The sequence below is a fragment of the Clostridium muellerianum genome (genome assembly GCF_012926525.1).
GTDB classification, from domain to species: Bacteria; Bacillota; Clostridia; order Clostridiales; family Clostridiaceae; genus Clostridium_AM; species Clostridium_AM muellerianum.
Map to the genome: position 1 here is coordinate 127,889 of NZ_JABBNI010000004.1, position 19,045 is coordinate 146,933.

A 19,045-nucleotide genomic window follows, 5' to 3' on the forward strand; every position below is an offset into this window, starting at 1 on the left:
CCTCACACTTTTTTTAGAACTATATTCTCTCAGCCACTCTTAGTTTTGCACTCTTACTTCTTGAATTATTAGCTATTTCTTCTTTGGAAGGTTCTATAGGCTTCCTACTTATTATTTTTACAAGAGGTTTTTTTCCACATGCACATATAGGAAAGTCTGGTGGACATGTACAAGGATCTTCTAACTGTTTAAATTTAACCTTTATTTTTCTATCTTCTAATGAATGGAAAGTTATAATAGATAACCTTCCTCCCTTGTTTAAACGATTTATACTGTCCTCTACAGCCTTATCTAATATTTGCAATTCTTTATTTACTTCTATTCTTATAGCCTGAAATGTCCTTTTAGCAGGATGACCATCTTTTTGAAACCTTGCAGGTATTGCTGATCTTATTATATCTACAAGTTCCAATGTAGTTTTTATCGGAAATTTTTCTCTTTTCTGTACTATAAATTTTGCTATTCTTTTAGCAAAATTATCTTCACCGTATTCCTTTATTATCCTGTAAAGCTGATCTTCGCTATAAAGATTTACTATGTCATAAGCAGAAGTATCACTGTCTCTGTCCATTCTCATATCTAGAGGCGCATCTTTCATGTAGCTAAAGCCTCTTTCAGCCTCATCTAATTGATAAGACGATACTCCTAGATCCATCATAATTCCATCTACTTTTTCTATATTAAGTTCCTCTAAAATTTCATCTATATTATAAAAGTTATTATGTACATATGTTACATTATTAAATTCCTTTAATCTTTCACTTGCTGCTTCTAATGCAGATGTATCTTGGTCTATTCCTATAAGTCTACCTTTAGAAGACAACCTTTTAAGTATTTCATATGAATGTCCTCCTCCTCCTAAAGTACCATCTACATATATTCCATCCTCTTTTATGTTTAATGATTCTATAGTTTCTTCTAACAATACTGATACATGTTTAAATTCCATCTACAAACCTACCTCCGACTTATATTATATTCCAAGCTCACTCATTTGTTCTGCAATCTGATTAAAATCTATATTTGAACTATTATACTGTATCCATCTCTCTTTGCTCCATATTTCTAATCTATTAGACACTCCAATACTTACTATTTCCTTTTTTATCTCTCCGTATTCTAAAAGGCTCTGTGGAATTAAAGTTCTTCCTTGCTTATCCAGTTCCATTTCATTAGCACCGGAAAAAAAGAACCTAACAAAAGCTCGTGCATTTTTACTAGTTAAAGGAAGTTTCCTTAATTTACTTTCAAGCATTCTCCACTCATCTGAAGGATAAGCATACAAACAACCATCTAGTCCTTTAGTAAGTATAAACTTACTTCCAAGCTCTTCTCTAAACTTAGAGGGTATGATTATTCTATTTTTATTATCTAATGCATGTTCATACTCCCCTATAAACATTTTTTACACCTCTATTGGGTTATTTACTCCACTTTGCTCCACTTTTAACCACTAATTTTACATATTCTATATTAACATAAAAATTCCTTCTTTGTCTAAAATAATTTTAATTATTTTTTTAAGGGAATTAAAATTATTTTTCACTATTATTCGATAACATCTCCTTTAATGTTCCAATAAATGGTACCTAAATCAACTACAATAAAAGTCATATTACCACTTAATTCCATATAATCTTGAATAAAGTATACAACCTTTTAAAGGACAATTGACAGAGGACAGAGGACAATGAAGGTAAGTTTTCTTCCTTATGTCAGAAAACTAATTTATTTTTAAAGCAGCAATATTTCGCTTTAGCGAAATGAGCCATTAAAAATTTAATTAAAGATTTTTCGTAGTGTAACGGAGAAAAATTATCCTTCACTGTCCTCTGTCAATTGTCCTCTGTCCTCTGTCCTCTTAAAAATAAACTTATCCTTAATCATCATAGCCTTTGTCAGGTTGAAATACCTTCTCTTGTAGGGTATAATTTAATAGGAAAAATTTAAGTTTTTTATAATTTAATAATTGAAAGGAATGTACATAAATGAAACTTGGAATCGTAGGATTACCTAATGTAGGTAAAAGTACTTTATTTAATGCTATAACAAAAGCTGGAGCTGAGTCTGCTAATTATCCTTTCTGCACCATAGAACCTAATGTAGGTGTGGTTAGTGTTCCTGATAAAAGATTAGATGTTCTTGAAAAAATGTATAATTCTAAGAAAAAAGTATATACAGCTATAGAATTCTATGATATAGCAGGGTTAGTTAAAGGAGCAAGTAAAGGAGAAGGACTTGGAAACAAATTCTTATCACACATAAGAGAAGTTGAATCTATAGTTCATGTAGTGAGATGTTTTAATGATCCTAATGTAGTTCATGTGGATGGATCCATAGATCCTATTCGTGATATTGAAACTATAAATCTAGAACTTGTATTTTCAGATATAGAGGTAATGGATAGAAGAATTGAAAAAATTGTTAAACTTGCTAAAAGCGGAAGCAGCAAAGAAGCTAAAGCTGAATATGAACTAATGCTTAAAGTAAAAAAACATCTTGAAGATGGTAACCCAGTTAGAACTTTAGAGCTAACTGAAGATGAAAATGAAATTGTTAAAGGATATTTTCTTCTTACAACAAAGCCAGTATTATACGTATCAAATATTTCTGAAGATGACTTGATTTCCGGAAACTTAGAAAATGACTATGTAAAAAAAGTTAAAGACTATGCTTCTAAAGAAGGTTCTGAAGTAATAGTTATTTCAGCTAAAATAGAAGAAGAGCTTTCCACTCTTGAAGATGATGAGAAAAAAGAAATGCTTCAAGAATATGGGCTTGATGAGGCCGGACTTGATAAATTAATACATTCAAGTTATAAGTTACTAGGTCTTATGAGCTTTTTAACTGCTGGTGTTCAAGAAGTTAGAGCCTGGACTGTAAAAAATGGAACAAAAGCACCTAAAGCTGCTGGAAAAATTCATACAGATATTGAAAGAGGATTTATAAGAGCTGAAATAGTATCTTATGATAAACTTGTAGAATGCGGCTGTGAAGCTGCTGCAAAAGAAAAAGGCTTCTTTAGACTTGAAGGAAAAGATTACATCATGCAGGACGGTGACATTGTTAATTTTAGATTTAATGTTTAAAATATGAAAATAATGCAAAGCATTATTTAGAGGACAATTGACAGAGGGCAAAAGACAATGAAGGTAAGTTTTCTTCCTTACGTCAGAAAACTAATTTATTTTAAAGCTTGTTTTGCTAACGCAAAGCAAGCTTTAAATTTATTAGTATAAATAACTTACTTACTTTTTCTATGTTTTGTTGTGTATTTTTTCAATTCTCTATTCAGTTTATCCATAATTTCATTATACCCAAAACTTTCTTCTCCCATTAACACTTCTACAGCATCTTTGACAGAACTCATAGAATATATATGAAAATTTCCATTTTTGATTTCTTCCTCTACTTCTTTATTTAAAACGAGACTACTCAAATTAGATTCTGGAATTAATACACCTTTATATTTTACATTATCCTTTAACTTACAAATTTTAAAAAACCCTTCTATTTTCTCATTTACTCCACCTATAGGCTGTACTTTTCCAAATTGATTTATAGATCCTGTAACCGCTATATTTTGCTTTATACCAATCTTACTTAGAGATGATATTATAGATACTGCTTCTGCTACAGATGCACTATCACCATCTACTTTCCCATAGATTTGCTCAAAGCTTAGGTGAAAATCTACAGGTATTCTTTCATAACCACCTATAAGATTAGTTATAAATCCTTTCAAAGTATTTATAGCTTTATTATGAATATTTCCACTTAAATCACTTTCTTTTTGTACATCTATTATATTTCCTTCACCTTTATAACAACAACAGGTTATTTTTATAGGTTTTCCAAAGCTGCAGTATCCTGTATCTATCACTGATAAACCGTTTATCTGGCCTACTAATTTTCCCGTTACATTTATAAATATCTTATTGTCTTTATAACTTTCATTTATTTGTTCTTCTATTATATCTTCAGTATAAACTGTATCTATTATATCTTTTTCTTCTATTTCATTTCTATTATTTACTTGCACCTTATTGTTAGAAACTGTAAGTATTCTATTTAATTCATAATCATCCATATAAAACTTATTTCTATTTTCAGCTCTTCTAGATAAAAATTTGGCTAACTCTACTACAGCATCCTGAGATAAATGATAAAAATTATTAGCTCTGCAGATTCCATATATTTTTAACAAAAATAATTTTTTGGTTTCTTCATTAATTTCCAGCATAGATTTATATTCAGCTCTTACTTTAAATATTTTTTTAAAATCTTCATCGTAACTATATAAAAGATCGTAAATATTATAATCACCTATGATTAATATCTTCTCACTAAATTTAACAGGCTCAGGTTTTAAACCACTTAAAGACAAAAACTCTAAATATCCTCTATTATAGTCTAAATCTACTTTTCCACTCATAATAGACTTTTTTAAATGGTAATATGATGAAGGATTGTTTAAAAGACTGCTGGCTCTAATTATAATACATCCTCCATTAGCCTTTAAGAGTGATCCTGCTTTTATCAAGTTTATGTCTGTATAGTATACTCCATTTTTACTTTCATACTCTATAATACCAAGTAAATTATTTACACTAGGATCTTCTTCAAATATTACAGGTGGACCTGGATTTTCACTATTATCCACTAATACATTTACCATATACTTATATATTATATGACTTATTTCATCTTCATCATCATCATAGTTTATAGAGTATATTTCCTTTATACCACTTTCTATTTCGCTACAAACATATCTTAAAAATTCTATGGCATCATTATCTTCCATAAACTTTTCCAAATACTCTTTCTTAATATCTTTAGTTTTTTCACTATAATGCTTATCCATAAGTAGTTTTATTTCTTCGACTCCAGATAGTTCTATGTCTTTTAATTCTTCTAAAACCTTTTGAGCATTATTCTTTAAAGTACCAGCTTTACTTAATATTTGTTCTTTTTTATCTACTTCTAGCTTTTCATACTCATTTTCATTCATAGTTTCATCTTTATCTTTCAATGGTATAAACGAAAAACCATTTTGAGTAGCCTTAATAGTAAATCCTTGCTCTTCAGAGAACTTTAACAACTTATCTATTATATCCGATCTCTTTTTTTGAATCTCTTCTATTATTTCTTCTTTTTCTCTATTAGATGAATCAATATAAAATTCATAGGTTATCTCTGAATATACTTTTTGTATTTTTTCAAGCATTTCTTTCAAAACTTTCCCTTTGCCTGCACCTAAAAATAACACTTTGGGAGATTTTTCATCTTCTTTTATAACATAACATATATCCTCTGGCCTTTCTTTGGATTTTAAGTTTTTCTTTACAAATTCCATAACTTCCTTTAATTTATTTTTTGAAAAATTGTCTATAAAATAAATGTTATATCCTTCTTTATCTATTTCCAAAGCTGTTTTTAATTTTTTATATACTTCGTTGTCTTCAGGCATATGGCAGCTATCTTCCCTCAAATTTGTATTTTCAAATTCAAATTTGTATATAACTTCTTCAGCTGTTAACTCTTTATGCATATCCCATCCTCCTTTCATCGCTTACTATAATAATATTCTTAAAATTATTATTTAGGCACAAAAAATAAAAAAAACTATAAATTTGAATTTTCTCACCACATTGCATATAATAATACTGTAACTTAATTTTTTTTGACAAAGTGCAATTTTATTTAGTATACTAATAGCGTATGTGTATATCATATTATAAATATGCATTTTAAAAAGGCATACATAATAATACCAAGTTATAATAAGCTACAAAATTAAAATTCTGCAGACTAAAACTGCTGAAGAACTCGGCATTCCATAAAATTTAAACGTAAAGGAGTTATTACCATGAGTTTTAAAGAAAAAATTGCTCAATATTACACAAAATCTTATTTAAAAAAATATGGTGACAGACTTACTCAAGTGCAAGGAACAGTAATATCTGTTAAAATTACTGAAAAAACTATATTATGGATATTCCATAAGTTAAATGTAACCCTTTTGGTAAGACCTGAAAGAAGCAAAAATATTGTAAAATGTTCTTACATAAGAAACAAGTGGTTCAAGAAGCCTGAATTTATAGGTTTATCTCAAGGAAACTTAGTTTTAGTTCAGGGTTTAAAGGGTAAAAAGGGTAAAGAAAATAGAGAACAAATTGAACTTATTAATATAAGAAACATTACAACAAAAAAAGACTTAGTGCCTATGGATGGAAAACCTCAGAGAACACAAAAATTTCAAAGGATTAAATAGAAAAAAAGTAGAATTGCCTAAGCAATTCTACTTTTTTATTTAAAATATAAATATAAACTATTGGTTAGTGCTATTATTCCTGAGAAAAATATTACAATTCCCCACTGTACTATACTTAAAGCTGTAGTATGAAATATCACTTGCATAAATGGAATATACAACACACATAAAAGCATGGTTATAGATATTCCTACAGCACCTACTAAATATATATTTGTAAATAAGTTTATTTGGAATAGAGAATGTTTTTCTGATCTACATTCAAATACATGTATTAATTGAGATATTATTAAGGTACTTAATGCTAATGTCCTGCATGTTTTTAAATTGTAACCATTTAACTTTCCTACCATAAAGGCTAATATTGTACATACTCCTATCAAGGTTCCTCTTATAATTATTTTTTCACTTAAACCTCTTGCAAATATGCTTTCCTTCTTAGGTCTAGGTTTTCCAATCATTATATCTTCATTTGGAGGATCAACACCTAATGCTATAGCTGGCAATCCATCAGTAGCCAGGTTTACCAATAAAATTTGTATAGGCAAAAGCGGCGTATCCAAATAAAAAAGGGATGATAAAAACATAGTAAGTACTTCTCCTAAGTTACATGAAAGCAAGTATCTTATGAATTTCCTTATATTATAATAAATAACTCTTCCCTCTTCTACTGCAGCCACAATAGTTGCAAAATTATCATCTAAAAGTATCATAGAAGATGCTTCTTTCGTTACATCAGTACCTGATATCCCCATAGATATACCTATGTCCGCTTCTTTAACTGCTGGTGCATCATTTACACCATCTCCAGTCATAGCTACAATTTTATTCTTTGATTTTAATGCTTTTACAATCCTCAATTTATGATTAGGACTTACCCTGGCAAATACTGATACATGATCCACTAAACCCGATAGCTTTTTATCACTTATTTTATCTAACTCTTCTCCAGTTATAACCTGTGACTGATCTTTACATATATCAAGCTCTTTCCCTATAGCAAAAGCTGTATTTTTATGATCTCCTGTTATCATTATTGCTCTTATTCCTGCCATTTTACATTTCAAAACAGCATCCTTTGCTTCCTTCCTAGGAGGATCTATAATCCCTGCAACACCCAAGAACACAAGATTATCTTCTAATGATTTTCCTCTTACAATACCTTTATCCTTATATGCACCTGCTATACATCTTAATGCATTAAAAGACATATTTTCTACAGCTTTTACTACTTTTTCCTTGTAGTTTGAAGTAAACAATCTTACTTCTCCTCTGTCTAAAATATATTTACATCTAGCTATTATTCTTTCTGGTGCTCCTTTTACATAACAAACTTCTTTTGACCCCTCTTTCATTATTACAGACATCATCTTTCTTTCAGAATCAAATGGAATATCGTATATTCGCTGAGCCTTGTCTAAAAAACTCTTTAATTGTGTATTGTCCTTAAAAAAAGACTTAATTAAAGCTGTTTCCGTAGGATCACCAAATAAACTTTTGGAAATATTCTTTCCCTTAAAATCAAAATTACAATCATTACAATATGTAAAAGCCTTCTTTAGTAATGAATTTTCGGGAATAGAATCTTCATCTACCTTATATATTTTCTCACCAAAATATACAGCTTTTACTGTCATCCTATTTTCTGTTAAAGTTCCTGTCTTATCACTACAAATAATAGAGGTACACCCTAACGTTTCTACTGCTGGAAGTTTTCTAACCAAAGCATTTCGTTTAAGCATTCTTGAAACACCAAGAGCTAGAGCCACTGTAACTATAGCTGGAAGTCCTTCTGGAATAGCAGCTACAGCTAAACTTACACCTAGAAGAAACATTTCATATTTATCTTGTCCCCTCCAAATACCTGTAAGTGTTACAATTATGCATATAGCGATACAAATTATTACTAAAACTTTTCCTAAGGAGGCTAACTTTTCTTTAAGAGGAGATCTTTCGTTTTCTATATTTTCAAGCATACCTGCTATTTTTCCCATTTCTGTTTTCATACCAGTTTCAACTACTCTTGCCCTAGCTTTCCCCTTTAAAACTATGGTTCCCATAAATATTGAACTCTCTTTAGTTTTGCAACTTTTTTCTACGCCTACAGATTCACCTGTTAAAAGAGATTCATCTAACATAAAATTACTATCTTCTATTAATATAGAATCTGATGGTACTCTATCTCCACTTTCTAGTAATATTAAATCACCTACTACTAATTCTTCTGCATTTATTACACTTAAAGTACCTTCTCTTATTACCTTAGCTGTAGGAGCTGCTAGCTCTTTTAATGCCTCTAAAGATTTTTCTGTTTTGTACTCCTGTAAAAAACCAAGTATCGCATTCATTACAACAATTATAAGTATAGTAATAGCATCGGCTTTTTCTCCCATAAAACCTGATATAACTGTAGCCACAATAAGTACCCAAACCATAAAATCATTAAACTGCTGAAGAAATATTTTTATGGCAGATATCTTTTTCTTTTTTTCCAATCTATTGGGTCCATATTTTTTTAATCTTCTCTTAGCTTCTTCTTGCGTTAGTCCATTTTGTAATTCCCTTTCATTAATCAAATCCATCCCTCCTCTTTTTTAACATAATAAGTTCACTTTAAATATATGCCTATAATTACTGCTATTATGAGAAAATAATAAAAACAATTAATGAAAGAGTAAATACATGAGATTTTGTATATATATTGTATAAAACATTACTATTGTATATAATAATATGTAGCAATCATTAGAATTTAATATAAAATTAGGAGGACATTAAAAATGAACGATGTAGTATACATAACAGGACATAGAAATCCGGATACAGATTCTATTTGTTCTGCCATATCTTATGCAGAATTTAAAAATAAAATGGGCGTTAATGCTATTCCCATAAGACTCGGCAATATAAATAGAGAGACTGAATTTGTACTTAATTATTTTGGAGTTAAAGAACCTAAATTAGTTGATACAGTTAAAGCACAGATAGGAGATCTAAACTTTGATAGTGTAGCTCCAATTTGCCCAGACACTTCTTTAAAAACAGCATGGTCAATGATAAGAAAAAACAACGTAAAAACTCTTCCTGTAGTTGATGATGAAGATAGACTAATAGGCCTTGCTTCTCAATCAAATATAACTTCCAGTTACATGGATATATGGGATAATAATATAATACAGAAAAGCGGAACAAATCTTGAAAACATATTGGACACACTTTCTGCTAAATGCATCTATGCTGTGGAAAGTGAACCTAAATTTGCAGGAAAAGTAGTTGTTGCAGCTATGCTACCTGAAAGTGCTCAAGAAGTTATAGAAGAAGGTGACATAGTAATCTGCGGAGATAGAGAAGATGCTCAAAATGTATGCCTAAACTGCAAAGCTTCTCTTATGATCATAGCAGGTAATCATGATGTAAGTGATACTATAATAAAAAAAGCTAAGAGTGTAGGTTGCTGTGTAATAATAACTCCCTATGATACATTTACTGCTTCAAGATTAATAAATCAAAGCGTTCCTGTAAATTACGTAATGACTAAGGAAAATCTAATTTCCTTTAAAACTGACGATTTTATTGAAGAAGTTAGAGAGGTTATGCTTGAAACTAGATATAGAAGCTATCCTGTAGTAAATTCAGAAAATAAAGTTGTAGGAAATGTTTCTAGATATCATTTAATATCTCAAAAGAAGAAAAAGGTAATTCTTGTAGATCATAATGAAAAATCTCAATCTGTACCTGGACTTGATGATGCTGATGTACTTGAAATAATAGACCATCATAGAATTGCTTCTATCCAAACAGGTGCTCCAATATACTTCAGAAATGAAGCTGTAGGATGCACTGCTACAATAGTTGCTTCTATGTTCTTTGAAAATGGAATAAGACCATCTAAAAAAATTGCAGGTCTTTTATGTGCTGCTATTATTTCAGATACTTTACTATTTAAATCACCTACAGCGACTAATGCTGATAAACATATACTAAAGAGATTAGCTAATCTGGCTAATATAGACCCTGAAACTTTTGCAAAACAAATGTTTAAAGCAGGATCATCTCTTGAAGGAAAAACACCTGCTGAAATACTTAATCAAGATTTTAAAGCATTTACTATAGGTGGAATCAAGGTTGGCGTAGGTCAGGTATCAACTATGGACGTTGAAAGCTTTAACCCAATAAGAAAAGACATGATAGATTTAATGGAAACCACCTGTAAAAATGAAGACTTTGGCTTAATTTTGCTTATGTTAACAAACATCTTAGAAGGTGGATCTGAATTAATCACAGTTGGAGACCATACAGATGCTGTTTCTGAAGCCTTTGGTGTAGTATTAAAGAATAATTCTGCATACGCACCTGGAGTTCTTTCAAGAAAAAAACAGGTTGTACCACCATTAACAGCAGTAATGGCAAAATAAAAACCATTATTATAAAATTAGTACATAGACTTATAAAGTCTATGTACTTTTTAATGCTTTTAATCTTCTATTTCAGTCATTTCTACAGATTTCATTTTTATGCCATACATACTTTGAGGCGGTTTCCCCATAATTGCGCCCTGCATATTTACCTGCATCATTGGATTCATCATCATCATCGGATTCATCATTTGATCCATAGAATTCATCATCATCGGGTTCATCCTGCCCATCATAGGACACATATATCCCATCATAGGGCACATAAATTCTTTCATTGAACAATGATTTTCTTCCATTCTAATTTCCTTTTTATTATTACAACGGCACCCATCATACATATTTTCCACTAAAAATCCTCCTAATCATTACATCCTTATATTATATGTACGCAAATCCCATTTGTTGACAAAAATGCTATATAAAAAACACTGAATTAATATTCAGTGTTTTCTCAAACTGATGCAAACAACTCTGTTTATCTACCTTTCATGCTGTTTACAAGTCCCCACATATCGTCCCCAGTTTTCATAGCTTTAGAACTTAATTCAAATGCTCTTTGTGCTATTATCATATCTGTCATTTCTTTTCCTATGTCCACATTTGATCCTTCTATTTTGCCCTGGAGAATACTATTATTTTGTGTAACAGTAATTTGTGCCCCTGGATTAGCCACATACAAGTTATTTCCTATAGAGCTTAAGGCTTCATCCCCAACTGCACTATAAGTATTAATTTTACCATAGTACACGCTCTCATTGCCAGTATTTAAATATATTTCACCATTTTCTTTAACAGCAAAGTTATCTTGTGTAAATACAGTTCCCGAATTAAATAAGTTTGATCCCTGTTCAGTAAATTCTATGTCTAATCTGTTACCACTTTTATCTACAATATCTCCATTATTATCTATATTAAAGCTTCCAGCTCTTTCATAAGCTTTACTTCCATTAGGTAATGTAACTCTGAAATATCCTTCTCCATCTATAGCAAAATCTGTTTTACTATCTGTTTGTTGCAGCGATCCTTGAGTATTATCTCTATACCACTGAGTAGCTTTAACACCTGTACCATTTATAGGTTCTTTAGGATTATTGCCACTATTAGGATAACCCTTTCTATTTAAAGTTTCATAAACTAAATCTTGAAAGCTTACTTCTTCTCTTTTATATCCTGTAGTGCTTTGATTTGCAATGTTATTGGAAATACTATCTAACTTTTCCTGTTGCGCGTTCATGGCACTTTTACTACTCCACAAAATTCTTAACACAATATCGCTCTCCTTTTATCTTACAGATCCTATTTCATTAGCCGCTTTTGATAACGTTTCGTCAATTGATTGTACGATTTTCTGATTAGTTTCAAATGTTCTCATAGTAGTCATCATACTAACCATTTCATTAATTACATTTATATTAGACTTTTCCAAAGCTTTCTGTCTTACTATTGCTGTATTTTCTGTAGGATTCGTTCCCTGATAAAGATTGTCTCCTGCCTTTTTTAAACCATTATAATCATTGAAATCTACTGTATATAACTTATACATTTTTACATTGTTAATACTTAAATTTCCATTAATATCACAACTTAATTCTCCATTTCCTACATTAACAGGACCTAAAGAATTGTTTTGTAAATTTCTAGCTAATACTGTATCACCTGAATCATTAACCAGAACTCCACTAATATTTACATGAAAATGACCATCTCTTGTGTAATATTGACCATTATCCACTCCATTATTTCTCTGTACAGTAAAAAATCCTTTTCCCTCTATTGCAAAATCTGTACTTTTATCTGTAGACTGTATACTTCCTTGAGTAAAATCAGTATTTACAGCATCAATTTTACTTCCTAAACTTATTGATCCTATAACATTTCTTACATTTTTTCCGCCAACTATTTTATCATAATTTTGAATCATTACATCATCAAATTTCTTTACAGCTAAATTGTCACCTTTAAAACCAACTGTAGTTGCATTGGCTAGATTGTTAGTTATTACATCCTGTTTCGCTTCTTGTGTTATCATTCCAGAAATCGCAGTATAAAGACTTCTTATCATTTTCCCACTTCCTTATTATTAATTACTTTCACTTCATCGGGATATATCATCCCCATAGACCTTGCTTTATCTTCAACTTTAACTTTACTAATTTCATAGTTAAATTTAACCCCTGTCATAATAACTGTAGATATGATAATACCTATTCCCATACCTATTAATAATTTTCTATCACTTAAAAAATCTATTAAAGTTTTTACTTTACATATAACTCTTTTATTAATAGTACTTCCCCCTTACCAATATCTAATTTCTCAGCTATTTCATCCACAGATGACCCTTTATTTAACATTTTATTTATTTTATCTATTTTTACACTATTATTTCCTACTTTAATATTTTCGTATACTTCGGGTTTATTATTTACTACATTTTTATTGTTTTCTATATTTATTTCATCTTTTTTTTCAATTTCAGGTTCAATTTTAATTTGTAACTGTTCTTCTTTTTCATACTTAATTTCATTTTCTTGCTCATATGTACTAATTTGTTTTAAATCCACTTTATCTTTTAACTCTTCTATTTCCTTTTGTAGCTCTAATATTGTTTCAGAAAATTCCTTCCTAAGCTTTCCAATTTCTAATTCATAATCTGTTAAATCTTCTTCTTTATTATTTAATATATGTGCAAAAGTTTCCTTTTCCTTTTTAGCTGCATTTAAATTTAATACTATTAATAATATTCCTATTATAATTAGAATCATTATAACAAAAATCATATATTCCCTCACTTCTAATAAAAATTTGTACTATATATATTTGAGTTTTTGCATAGCACCTCTTAAATGTACAATAGCTCTACTATGAAGCTGACACACTCTAGATTCTGACACACTTAAAACCTTTCCTATTTCTTTTAATGTCAAACCTTCATAATAGTATAAAGATAAAACTGTTTTATCTTTTTCATTCAGCATATCTAGTGCTTTTGCCAAATATTCCAGCTCTTCTTTTTCTTCTAAAGTTTTTTCTGGGCTTGGACTTTTATTATCCTGTATAGTACCAATTAAAGGAATATCATCATCCTCTGAAAATATCAAATCTTCTAAGGAAACAATAGATATATAATTTATGTAATTTTCTATTTCTATCATTTCTTTTAGTGTCATATTTAATTCATTAGCTATTTCTTTATCAGAAGGTTCTCGGCCTAAGGTCTTTTGGAGTCTTTCTACAGCAAAATTATACCTATTAAGCTTGTCCATAGCTCCCTTTGAAATAGGACTATTTTTTCTTATTTCGTCTATCATGGCACCCTTTATTCTTATAGAAGAATAAGTAGAAAACTTCATCCCTCTAGTATCATCAAATTTACTTATTGCATCCATGAGTCCAAGCATTCCATAACTAACCAAGTCTTCATACTCTATATATTTAGTTTTACCAATTATGACTCTAGATGCAATATATTTAACAAGGGGTATGTACTTTTTTACTAATTCTTCTTTAACATCTAAGCCATCCACCAATGCCATAATCCTATTCCTCCTTTGCTCCATTTTTTATCTGATTTCTCATAATATGAAAAACCAATTTTATTATAGTTTCTCGGGAATATTTATCTAAATCAAAAAAAATAGTTCCATAAATAATTTTAGGGTTTTTCCTATCACTTTCCACCCTTACTATTTTTGTCTTTACAGTAATACTCTCTTGCCCTAAAGGTATTGTTATCATTAAAATATCATCACAATGTATTTTTTCTTTTAAACTCCTATCAACAGCTAGCCTCATACCACCGCCACTTATATCCAACGAACAAGCTTCAAAAAACTTTATCTGGTTATCACCTATACTTTTTATATCTTTTGTCAATTTTATTTGTGCACAACATATATTAGTCATAAAAGGAACCCTTACAAAGTTTCTTCTTTGTAACTTTTTGAAAGTATCAGGTTTCTTTATCATTATAATAAGTATCTTATCTATTTTTCTTCCTAAAACTACAGTTTTAAATCTATATATTTCTTTATCATAATAGTATACACCAGTAATTTTTTCTTCTTTCCTTAAAGGTAGATATTGACCGTTATTTACCGGTATACTTATCGCTACATATTCTTCGGTAATATCCTGAATATTACTTTTATAATACCCATCTTCCATTTCAATTTCTATTTTACCGTTAATTACAAACTCTACCTTTTCACTCATATGATTACTCCTTATGAAAATATATTGAATATTTTTTTAAATAAATCCTGTATGTTCTTTCCACTTTTTTCACTTTCAATACCCATTATTTTTTTTGCTATACACTCTATGTCCCTAGCCACATCTGAATTAGGATAACTTATTAAAAAAGGTTCCTGCTGCCTTACAGCCTTAATAAGTTTCTTATCTTCACTCATGTTTCCCAAATACTGAAGCTTTACATTTAAAAACTTTTTTACTACATTATAAAATTTATTATATGTAGCTTCTCCTTCAGCTGCATCTATTGTCTTATTCACTACAATTTTAGCAGAATCCTTTACTTTAAAGTGATTAACTGTTTTAAGAAGACTATACGCATCAGTAAGAGAAGTAGGCTCTGGTGTAGTAATAAGTATTAGTTCCTCACAGCAAGTAATAAAACCTAGTACACTTCTGTTTACACCTGCACCTGTATCCATTATTACATAATCAATATCATTCAACTCTGATAATTTATTTATAAAATCTTCTCTCTGAGCTTCTGTAACCTCTTCAAGTTTTGAAATACCAGTTCCACCTGGAAGAAGTTTAACTCCAAGAGGTCCTTCAATTACCACTTCTTCTATAGACTTATTATCAAATATTATATCATATACATTAAACTTCGGCAAAAAACCCATAAGTACATCATCATTCCCCATACCTATATCTGCATCAAATATGAGTACCTTTTTACCCATTCTTTGTATTGCAATAGCTATATTTACTACAAAATTACTTTTGCCCACTCCTCCTTTACCAGATGTTACAGTAATAATTCTAGGTTTATTTAAATTTAATTTATTTTCTTGTTTTAATATCTTTCCCTTCTGAACTAGATTCCTCAATTTCTCAGCTTGATCCATCATATACTATCCTCTCCTAGTATAAGATTAGTTATTTCCTTTGAGGTCATTGATTTTATATCATCTGGAACATTTTGCCCCGTAGTAATAAAACTTATGGGCTTCTTTGCTCCTTCGCATATATTTATTATAGAACCATAGGTGGATGTTTCATCTAATTTTGTAATTATTATATTATTATAATTTAGAGGTTTATAACCGTTAAGTATTACATCTATATCTCGGTTTTTGGTAGTACAACTTACTACTAAATGAACATTATCCGTATTAACCTTTTCTATAAATGCCCTAAGTTCCGATATTTGCATTGTATTTTTGCTGCTTCTTCCTGTAGTATCTATTAAAATTGCATCACAATCATTCATACTTTCTACAGCTGATTCCATTTCTTTTATAGTTAGAACCACTTTAAAAGGTATATTCATTATATCTGCATAAGTTTTAAGTTGTTCTACAGCTCCTATTCTATATGTATCTATAGTTATAAGTCCTACCTTTTTATTTTCTAAAAGTGACATCTTTCCTGCCAATTTTGCAATAGTTGTAGTTTTACCAACTCCAGTTGGGCCAACTAGCACTATTATATTGCTTTCATTTTCAGACTTTATAGCTTCCGACTTTGAAACTACAATACGTTCCATTACTTTTCTAACCTTTTCTTTATCAGTTATATTCTCTGGAATTACTTTCATTTCATTTATCATCTTTTCAATGATTTTATCTTCTACATCTATCTTCTCTAGGTATAATTGAATTTTGCTTTTACCAATAGTTAGATTAGATTCTTTTACAATTTGACCTAGTATATTTTTCATTTCTTTTACTTCATTTATAAGATTTTCATTACTTTTATCTAACAATGATTTATAATTTTCATCAAAAAGAACTTCAGTTCTTTTTACACTATTATCATTTACTTCTACACTATTTTCTCCATTATAATTGGTGCCTTCCTCTAATCTTTTATTCATAATATTTTTTATAGCTTGTATGCTTTCTTCTACATTTTCTTTTTTCTTAATATTCTTGGTCCCAGATTTATTGTTATCCACAGCAGCTGTAACTTCTAAAACTTTTTTAGAGAAAAATCCAAGCAAACCTTTTTTTCTTACTTTTCTTTGACTTACTATAACAGCATCTTTCCCAAGCTCATATCTTATTCTAGTAACTGCCTCATTCATGCTATTAACTATATACCTTTTAATTATCATTATATTGAAACCATCCCTTCAGTTTTTATCTCTATATCATTTGGTATTTCATTAAGAGATAATACATTTACTGCTGGAAAAACCATTTCTATAAGTCTTCTAAAAGCTGGTCTTATTTTAGGAGATACTAATATTACCGGTTGGTTTTCATAAAAGTACACAGAATCTAAAGTCTCTTTTACAGCACTTAATATTTTACTTGTAGTATCTGGATCTATGGCTGGAAATGATCCCTGCATAGACTTTTGAATATTGTTTCCTACTAAATCCTCTATTTGAGGATTTAATGTAACTACGGATATAGCTCTATTCTCGTCTACGAGTGGATTACAAATACTTCTTCCTAGTGCAAATCTTACGTATTCAGTTAAAACCTCAATATCTTTTGTAGTTCTTGAATTATCTGCTAGTGACTCCATTATAGTTACCATATCCTTGATAGATACTCTCTCTTTTAAAAGATTTTGAAGTACTTTTTGTAGTTCACCTATGGTAAGCAAATCTGGTATAAGTTCTTCCACTACAGCACTGTACTTTTCTTTTACAGAATCCACCATAACCTTAACTTCTTGTCTTCCTAATAGTTCATAGGAATGATTCTTTATAGTTTCTGTCAAATGAGTAACCATAACAGTAGTAGGATCCACCACTGTAAAACCTTTTATTTCTGCTTCTTCTCTTTGATCTTTGTTTATCCATACTGCTGGAATTCCAAAGGATGGCTCTACAGTTTGAATACCTTGAATTTCTGTTTCCCCATTAGTAGGGTCCATACACAAAAGCATATTTGGCATAAGTTCTCCACTTGCCATTATGGTTCCCCTTATTTTAATTACATATTCATTAGTTTTTAATTGAAGATTATCTCTTATTCTAATAGGCTGTACTACTATTCCCATTTCTATAGCACATTGACGTCTTACAGAAGTTACTCTTTGAAGTAAATCTCCTCCTGCAGCTTCATCTGCCATAGGAATAAGTCCATAACCTATTTCAACCTCCATAGGTTCCACAGAAATCAAACTCATTACATTTTCAGGTTCCTTGCTTTCTATTTCCGTTATTTCCTGCTGATCAACTTCCATTTGTTGAATAACTTGTTCCTTTGCATCTTTGTAAAGTAAGTATGCAGCTATTCCACAAAGTACAGCTAATGTTAAAAATGCAAAGTGTGGAAGTCCAGGTATAATAGCAAGAAATAAAAGTACTATAGATGCTATAGCTATAACTTTTGGAAATCCTGTTAACTGCTTTATAACAAGGGAACCAAAGTTTTGATTACTGCCTGAACGAGTAACCAATATACCTGATGCTGTAGATATTAAAAGTGCTGGTATTTGTGTTACAAGTCCGTCACCTATGGTAAGCTTTGTATACGTTTGTGCAGCAGTTGATGCATCCATATTAAGCATTATAACCCCTATTACAATACCACCTATAATATTTATTACTGTAATTATAAGTCCTGCTACTGCATCCCCTTTTACAAACTTTGAAGCACCATCCATAGCTCCATAAAAATCTGCTTCATGCTGTAAATTTTCTCTTCTTTGTTTTGCTCCATTTTCATCAATAAGTCCTGAATTTAAATCTGCATCTATACTCATTTGCTTACCAGGCATAGCATCCAATGTAAATCTAGCTGAAACTTCTGATACTCTGCCTGCACCATTAGTAATTACTATAAATTGTATAATTATTATAATAAGATATATAATTATACCTACCACATAATTTCCACCTACAACAAAGGTTCCAAAAGCATTAATAACTTCTCCTGCAAAAGCATCTCTAAGTATTAACCTAGTAGATGATATATTAAGAGCTAACCTAAATAAGGTAGTAATTAATAGTAATGTTGGAAATACAGAAAATTGTAAAACCTCTGTGGTAAACATTGTTAAAAGTATAATTACTACAGATACAGTAATATTAAAGGCTATAAGTACATCTAATAAAGCTGCAGGTAATGGTATTATAATCATTAACACTACAGATATAACTACAAAAGCCATTATTATATCTACATTATCTTTT

The 19,045-nt window shown here is 30.0% G+C and carries 17 protein-coding genes; 3 read left to right on the forward strand and 14 right to left on the reverse strand.

What is annotated here, in order from left to right:
• Positions 1–19: 19 nt before the first annotated feature.
• Together rsmH and mraZ are read right to left on the reverse strand one after the other, a co-directional pair.
• Positions 20–949 (reverse strand): 16S rRNA (cytosine(1402)-N(4))-methyltransferase RsmH, encoded by a 930-nt coding sequence (gene rsmH / locus HBE96_RS01655; protein WP_169296033.1) that lies wholly within the window; start codon positions 947–949, stop codon positions 20–22.
• Positions 950–973: 24 nt separating this feature from the next.
• On the reverse strand, positions 974–1,402 hold the full coding sequence (gene mraZ, locus HBE96_RS01660; RefSeq protein WP_169296034.1) for a division/cell wall cluster transcriptional repressor MraZ: 429 nt from the start codon (positions 1,400–1,402) through the stop codon (positions 974–976).
• Positions 1,403–1,988: 586 nt separating this feature from the next.
• Between mraZ and ychF the strand changes: the two genes are divergently transcribed.
• Positions 1,989–3,089, forward strand: a complete 1,101-nt coding sequence (gene ychF / locus HBE96_RS01665; RefSeq protein WP_169296035.1) for a redox-regulated ATPase YchF — start codon at positions 1,989–1,991, stop codon at positions 3,087–3,089.
• Positions 3,090–3,244: 155 nt separating this feature from the next.
• On the opposite strand, the gene HBE96_RS01670 is transcribed toward ychF, so the two are convergent.
• Positions 3,245–5,554 carry an AAA family ATPase gene (locus HBE96_RS01670; protein WP_169296036.1) on the reverse strand — a complete coding sequence of 770 codons (2,310 nt, stop codon included), beginning with the start codon at positions 5,552–5,554 and terminating at the stop codon, positions 3,245–3,247.
• Positions 5,555–5,872: 318 nt separating this feature from the next.
• On the opposite strand from HBE96_RS01670, the gene HBE96_RS01675 reads away from it, so the two are divergent.
• Positions 5,873–6,277, forward strand: coding sequence for a hypothetical protein (locus HBE96_RS01675; protein ID WP_169296037.1), 405 nt, complete (start codon positions 5,873–5,875; stop codon positions 6,275–6,277).
• Between the two features lie 35 nt (positions 6,278–6,312).
• Here the strand turns inward: HBE96_RS01675 and HBE96_RS01680 are convergent, their stop codons facing one another.
• Complete coding sequence (locus HBE96_RS01680; protein WP_206154789.1) at positions 6,313–8,859, reverse strand: calcium-translocating P-type ATPase, PMCA-type; 2,547 nt, start codon at positions 8,857–8,859, stop codon at positions 6,313–6,315.
• A 198-nt stretch (positions 8,860–9,057) separates the two neighbouring features.
• Between HBE96_RS01680 and HBE96_RS01685 the strand changes: the two genes are divergently transcribed.
• Positions 9,058–10,692, forward strand: a complete 1,635-nt coding sequence (locus tag HBE96_RS01685; protein WP_169296039.1) for a putative manganese-dependent inorganic diphosphatase — start codon at positions 9,058–9,060, stop codon at positions 10,690–10,692.
• A 59-nt stretch (positions 10,693–10,751) separates the two neighbouring features.
• Here HBE96_RS01685 and HBE96_RS01690 read toward each other — a convergent pair whose 3' ends face one another.
• The 10 genes from HBE96_RS01690 to flhA all read right to left on the reverse strand — a co-directional run bounded on the left by HBE96_RS01690 (position 10,752) and on the right by flhA (position 19,023).
• Positions 10,752–11,033: a hypothetical protein gene (locus tag HBE96_RS01690; RefSeq protein WP_169296103.1), complete on the reverse strand. Its 282-nt coding sequence runs from the start codon at positions 11,031–11,033 to the stop codon at positions 10,752–10,754.
• A gap of 137 nt (positions 11,034–11,170) precedes the next feature.
• Positions 11,171–11,962 carry a flagellar hook-basal body complex protein gene (locus tag HBE96_RS01695; RefSeq protein WP_169296040.1) on the reverse strand — a complete coding sequence of 264 codons (792 nt, stop codon included), beginning with the start codon at positions 11,960–11,962 and terminating at the stop codon, positions 11,171–11,173.
• Between the two features lie 15 nt (positions 11,963–11,977).
• Entirely contained in the window at positions 11,978–12,757 is a 780-nt protein-coding gene (locus tag HBE96_RS01700) for a flagellar basal-body rod protein FlgG (RefSeq protein WP_169296041.1), read from the reverse strand.
• Complete coding sequence (locus tag HBE96_RS01705) at positions 12,754–12,909, reverse strand: hypothetical protein (RefSeq protein WP_169295908.1); 156 nt, start codon at positions 12,907–12,909, stop codon at positions 12,754–12,756. The genes HBE96_RS01700 and HBE96_RS01705 overlap by 4 nt, the downstream gene beginning before the upstream one ends.
• A gap of 44 nt (positions 12,910–12,953) precedes the next feature.
• On the reverse strand, positions 12,954–13,475 hold the full coding sequence (locus tag HBE96_RS01710; protein WP_169296042.1) for a hypothetical protein: 522 nt from the start codon (positions 13,473–13,475) through the stop codon (positions 12,954–12,956).
• 30 nt (positions 13,476–13,505) lie between these two features.
• Positions 13,506–14,231 (reverse strand): FliA/WhiG family RNA polymerase sigma factor, encoded by a 726-nt coding sequence (locus tag HBE96_RS01715; protein ID WP_169296043.1) that lies wholly within the window; start codon positions 14,229–14,231, stop codon positions 13,506–13,508.
• Positions 14,232–14,235: 4 nt separating this feature from the next.
• The gene (locus HBE96_RS01720) at positions 14,236–14,910 is read right to left on the reverse strand and encodes a flagellar brake protein (RefSeq protein ID WP_169296044.1); all 675 of its coding nucleotides are present in this window, start codon (positions 14,908–14,910) and stop codon (positions 14,236–14,238) included.
• Positions 14,911–14,921: 11 nt separating this feature from the next.
• Complete coding sequence (locus HBE96_RS01725; RefSeq protein WP_169296045.1) at positions 14,922–15,800, reverse strand: MinD/ParA family protein; 879 nt, start codon at positions 15,798–15,800, stop codon at positions 14,922–14,924.
• On the reverse strand, positions 15,797–17,008 hold the full coding sequence (gene flhF / locus HBE96_RS01730) for a flagellar biosynthesis GTPase FlhF (protein WP_169296046.1): 1,212 nt from the start codon (positions 17,006–17,008) through the stop codon (positions 15,797–15,799). Before flhF ends, HBE96_RS01725 begins: the two co-directional genes overlap by 4 nt.
• A complete protein-coding gene (flhA, locus tag HBE96_RS01735) occupies positions 17,008–19,023 on the reverse strand; it encodes a flagellar biosynthesis protein FlhA (RefSeq protein WP_425350697.1) in 2,016 nt (671 codons plus the stop codon). Before flhA ends, flhF begins: the two co-directional genes overlap by 1 nt.
• Positions 19,024–19,045 lie beyond the last annotated feature (22 nt).

Bases quoted from the DNA above. Each gene is read 5' to 3' on its own strand.
- HBE96_RS01710 (WP_169296042.1), bottom strand. From the start codon at position 13,475: ATGATTTTTGTTATAATGATTCTAATTATAATAGGAATATTATTAATA.
- mraZ (WP_169296034.1), bottom strand. From the start codon at position 1,402: ATGTTTATAGGGGAGTATGAACATGCATTAGATAATAAAAATAGAATA.
- HBE96_RS01675 (WP_169296037.1), top strand. From the start codon at position 5,873: ATGAGTTTTAAAGAAAAAATTGCTCAATATTACACAAAATCTTATTTA.
- HBE96_RS01700 (WP_169296041.1), bottom strand. From the start codon at position 12,757: ATGATAAGAAGTCTTTATACTGCGATTTCTGGAATGATAACACAAGAA.
- HBE96_RS01725 (WP_169296045.1), bottom strand. From the start codon at position 15,800: ATGATGGATCAAGCTGAGAAATTGAGGAATCTAGTTCAGAAGGGAAAG.
- HBE96_RS01720 (WP_169296044.1), bottom strand. From the start codon at position 14,910: ATGAGTGAAAAGGTAGAGTTTGTAATTAACGGTAAAATAGAAATTGAA.
- HBE96_RS01715 (WP_169296043.1), bottom strand. From the start codon at position 14,231: ATGGCATTGGTGGATGGCTTAGATGTTAAAGAAGAATTAGTAAAAAAG.
- ychF (WP_169296035.1), top strand. From the start codon at position 1,989: ATGAAACTTGGAATCGTAGGATTACCTAATGTAGGTAAAAGTACTTTA.
- HBE96_RS01690 (WP_169296103.1), bottom strand. From the start codon at position 11,033: ATGTATGATGGGTGCCGTTGTAATAATAAAAAGGAAATTAGAATGGAA.
- rsmH (WP_169296033.1), bottom strand. From the start codon at position 949: ATGGAATTTAAACATGTATCAGTATTGTTAGAAGAAACTATAGAATCA.
- HBE96_RS01680 (WP_206154789.1), bottom strand. From the start codon at position 8,859: ATGGATTTGATTAATGAAAGGGAATTACAAAATGGACTAACGCAAGAA.
- flhA (WP_425350697.1), bottom strand. From the start codon at position 19,023: ATGGCTTTTGTAGTTATATCTGTAGTGTTAATGATTATAATACCATTA.
- HBE96_RS01705 (WP_169295908.1), bottom strand. From the start codon at position 12,909: ATGGGAATAGGTATTATCATATCTACAGTTATTATGACAGGGGTTAAA.
- HBE96_RS01685 (WP_169296039.1), top strand. From the start codon at position 9,058: ATGAACGATGTAGTATACATAACAGGACATAGAAATCCGGATACAGAT.
- flhF (WP_169296046.1), bottom strand. From the start codon at position 17,008: ATGATAATTAAAAGGTATATAGTTAATAGCATGAATGAGGCAGTTACT.
- HBE96_RS01670 (WP_169296036.1), bottom strand. From the start codon at position 5,554: ATGCATAAAGAGTTAACAGCTGAAGAAGTTATATACAAATTTGAATTT.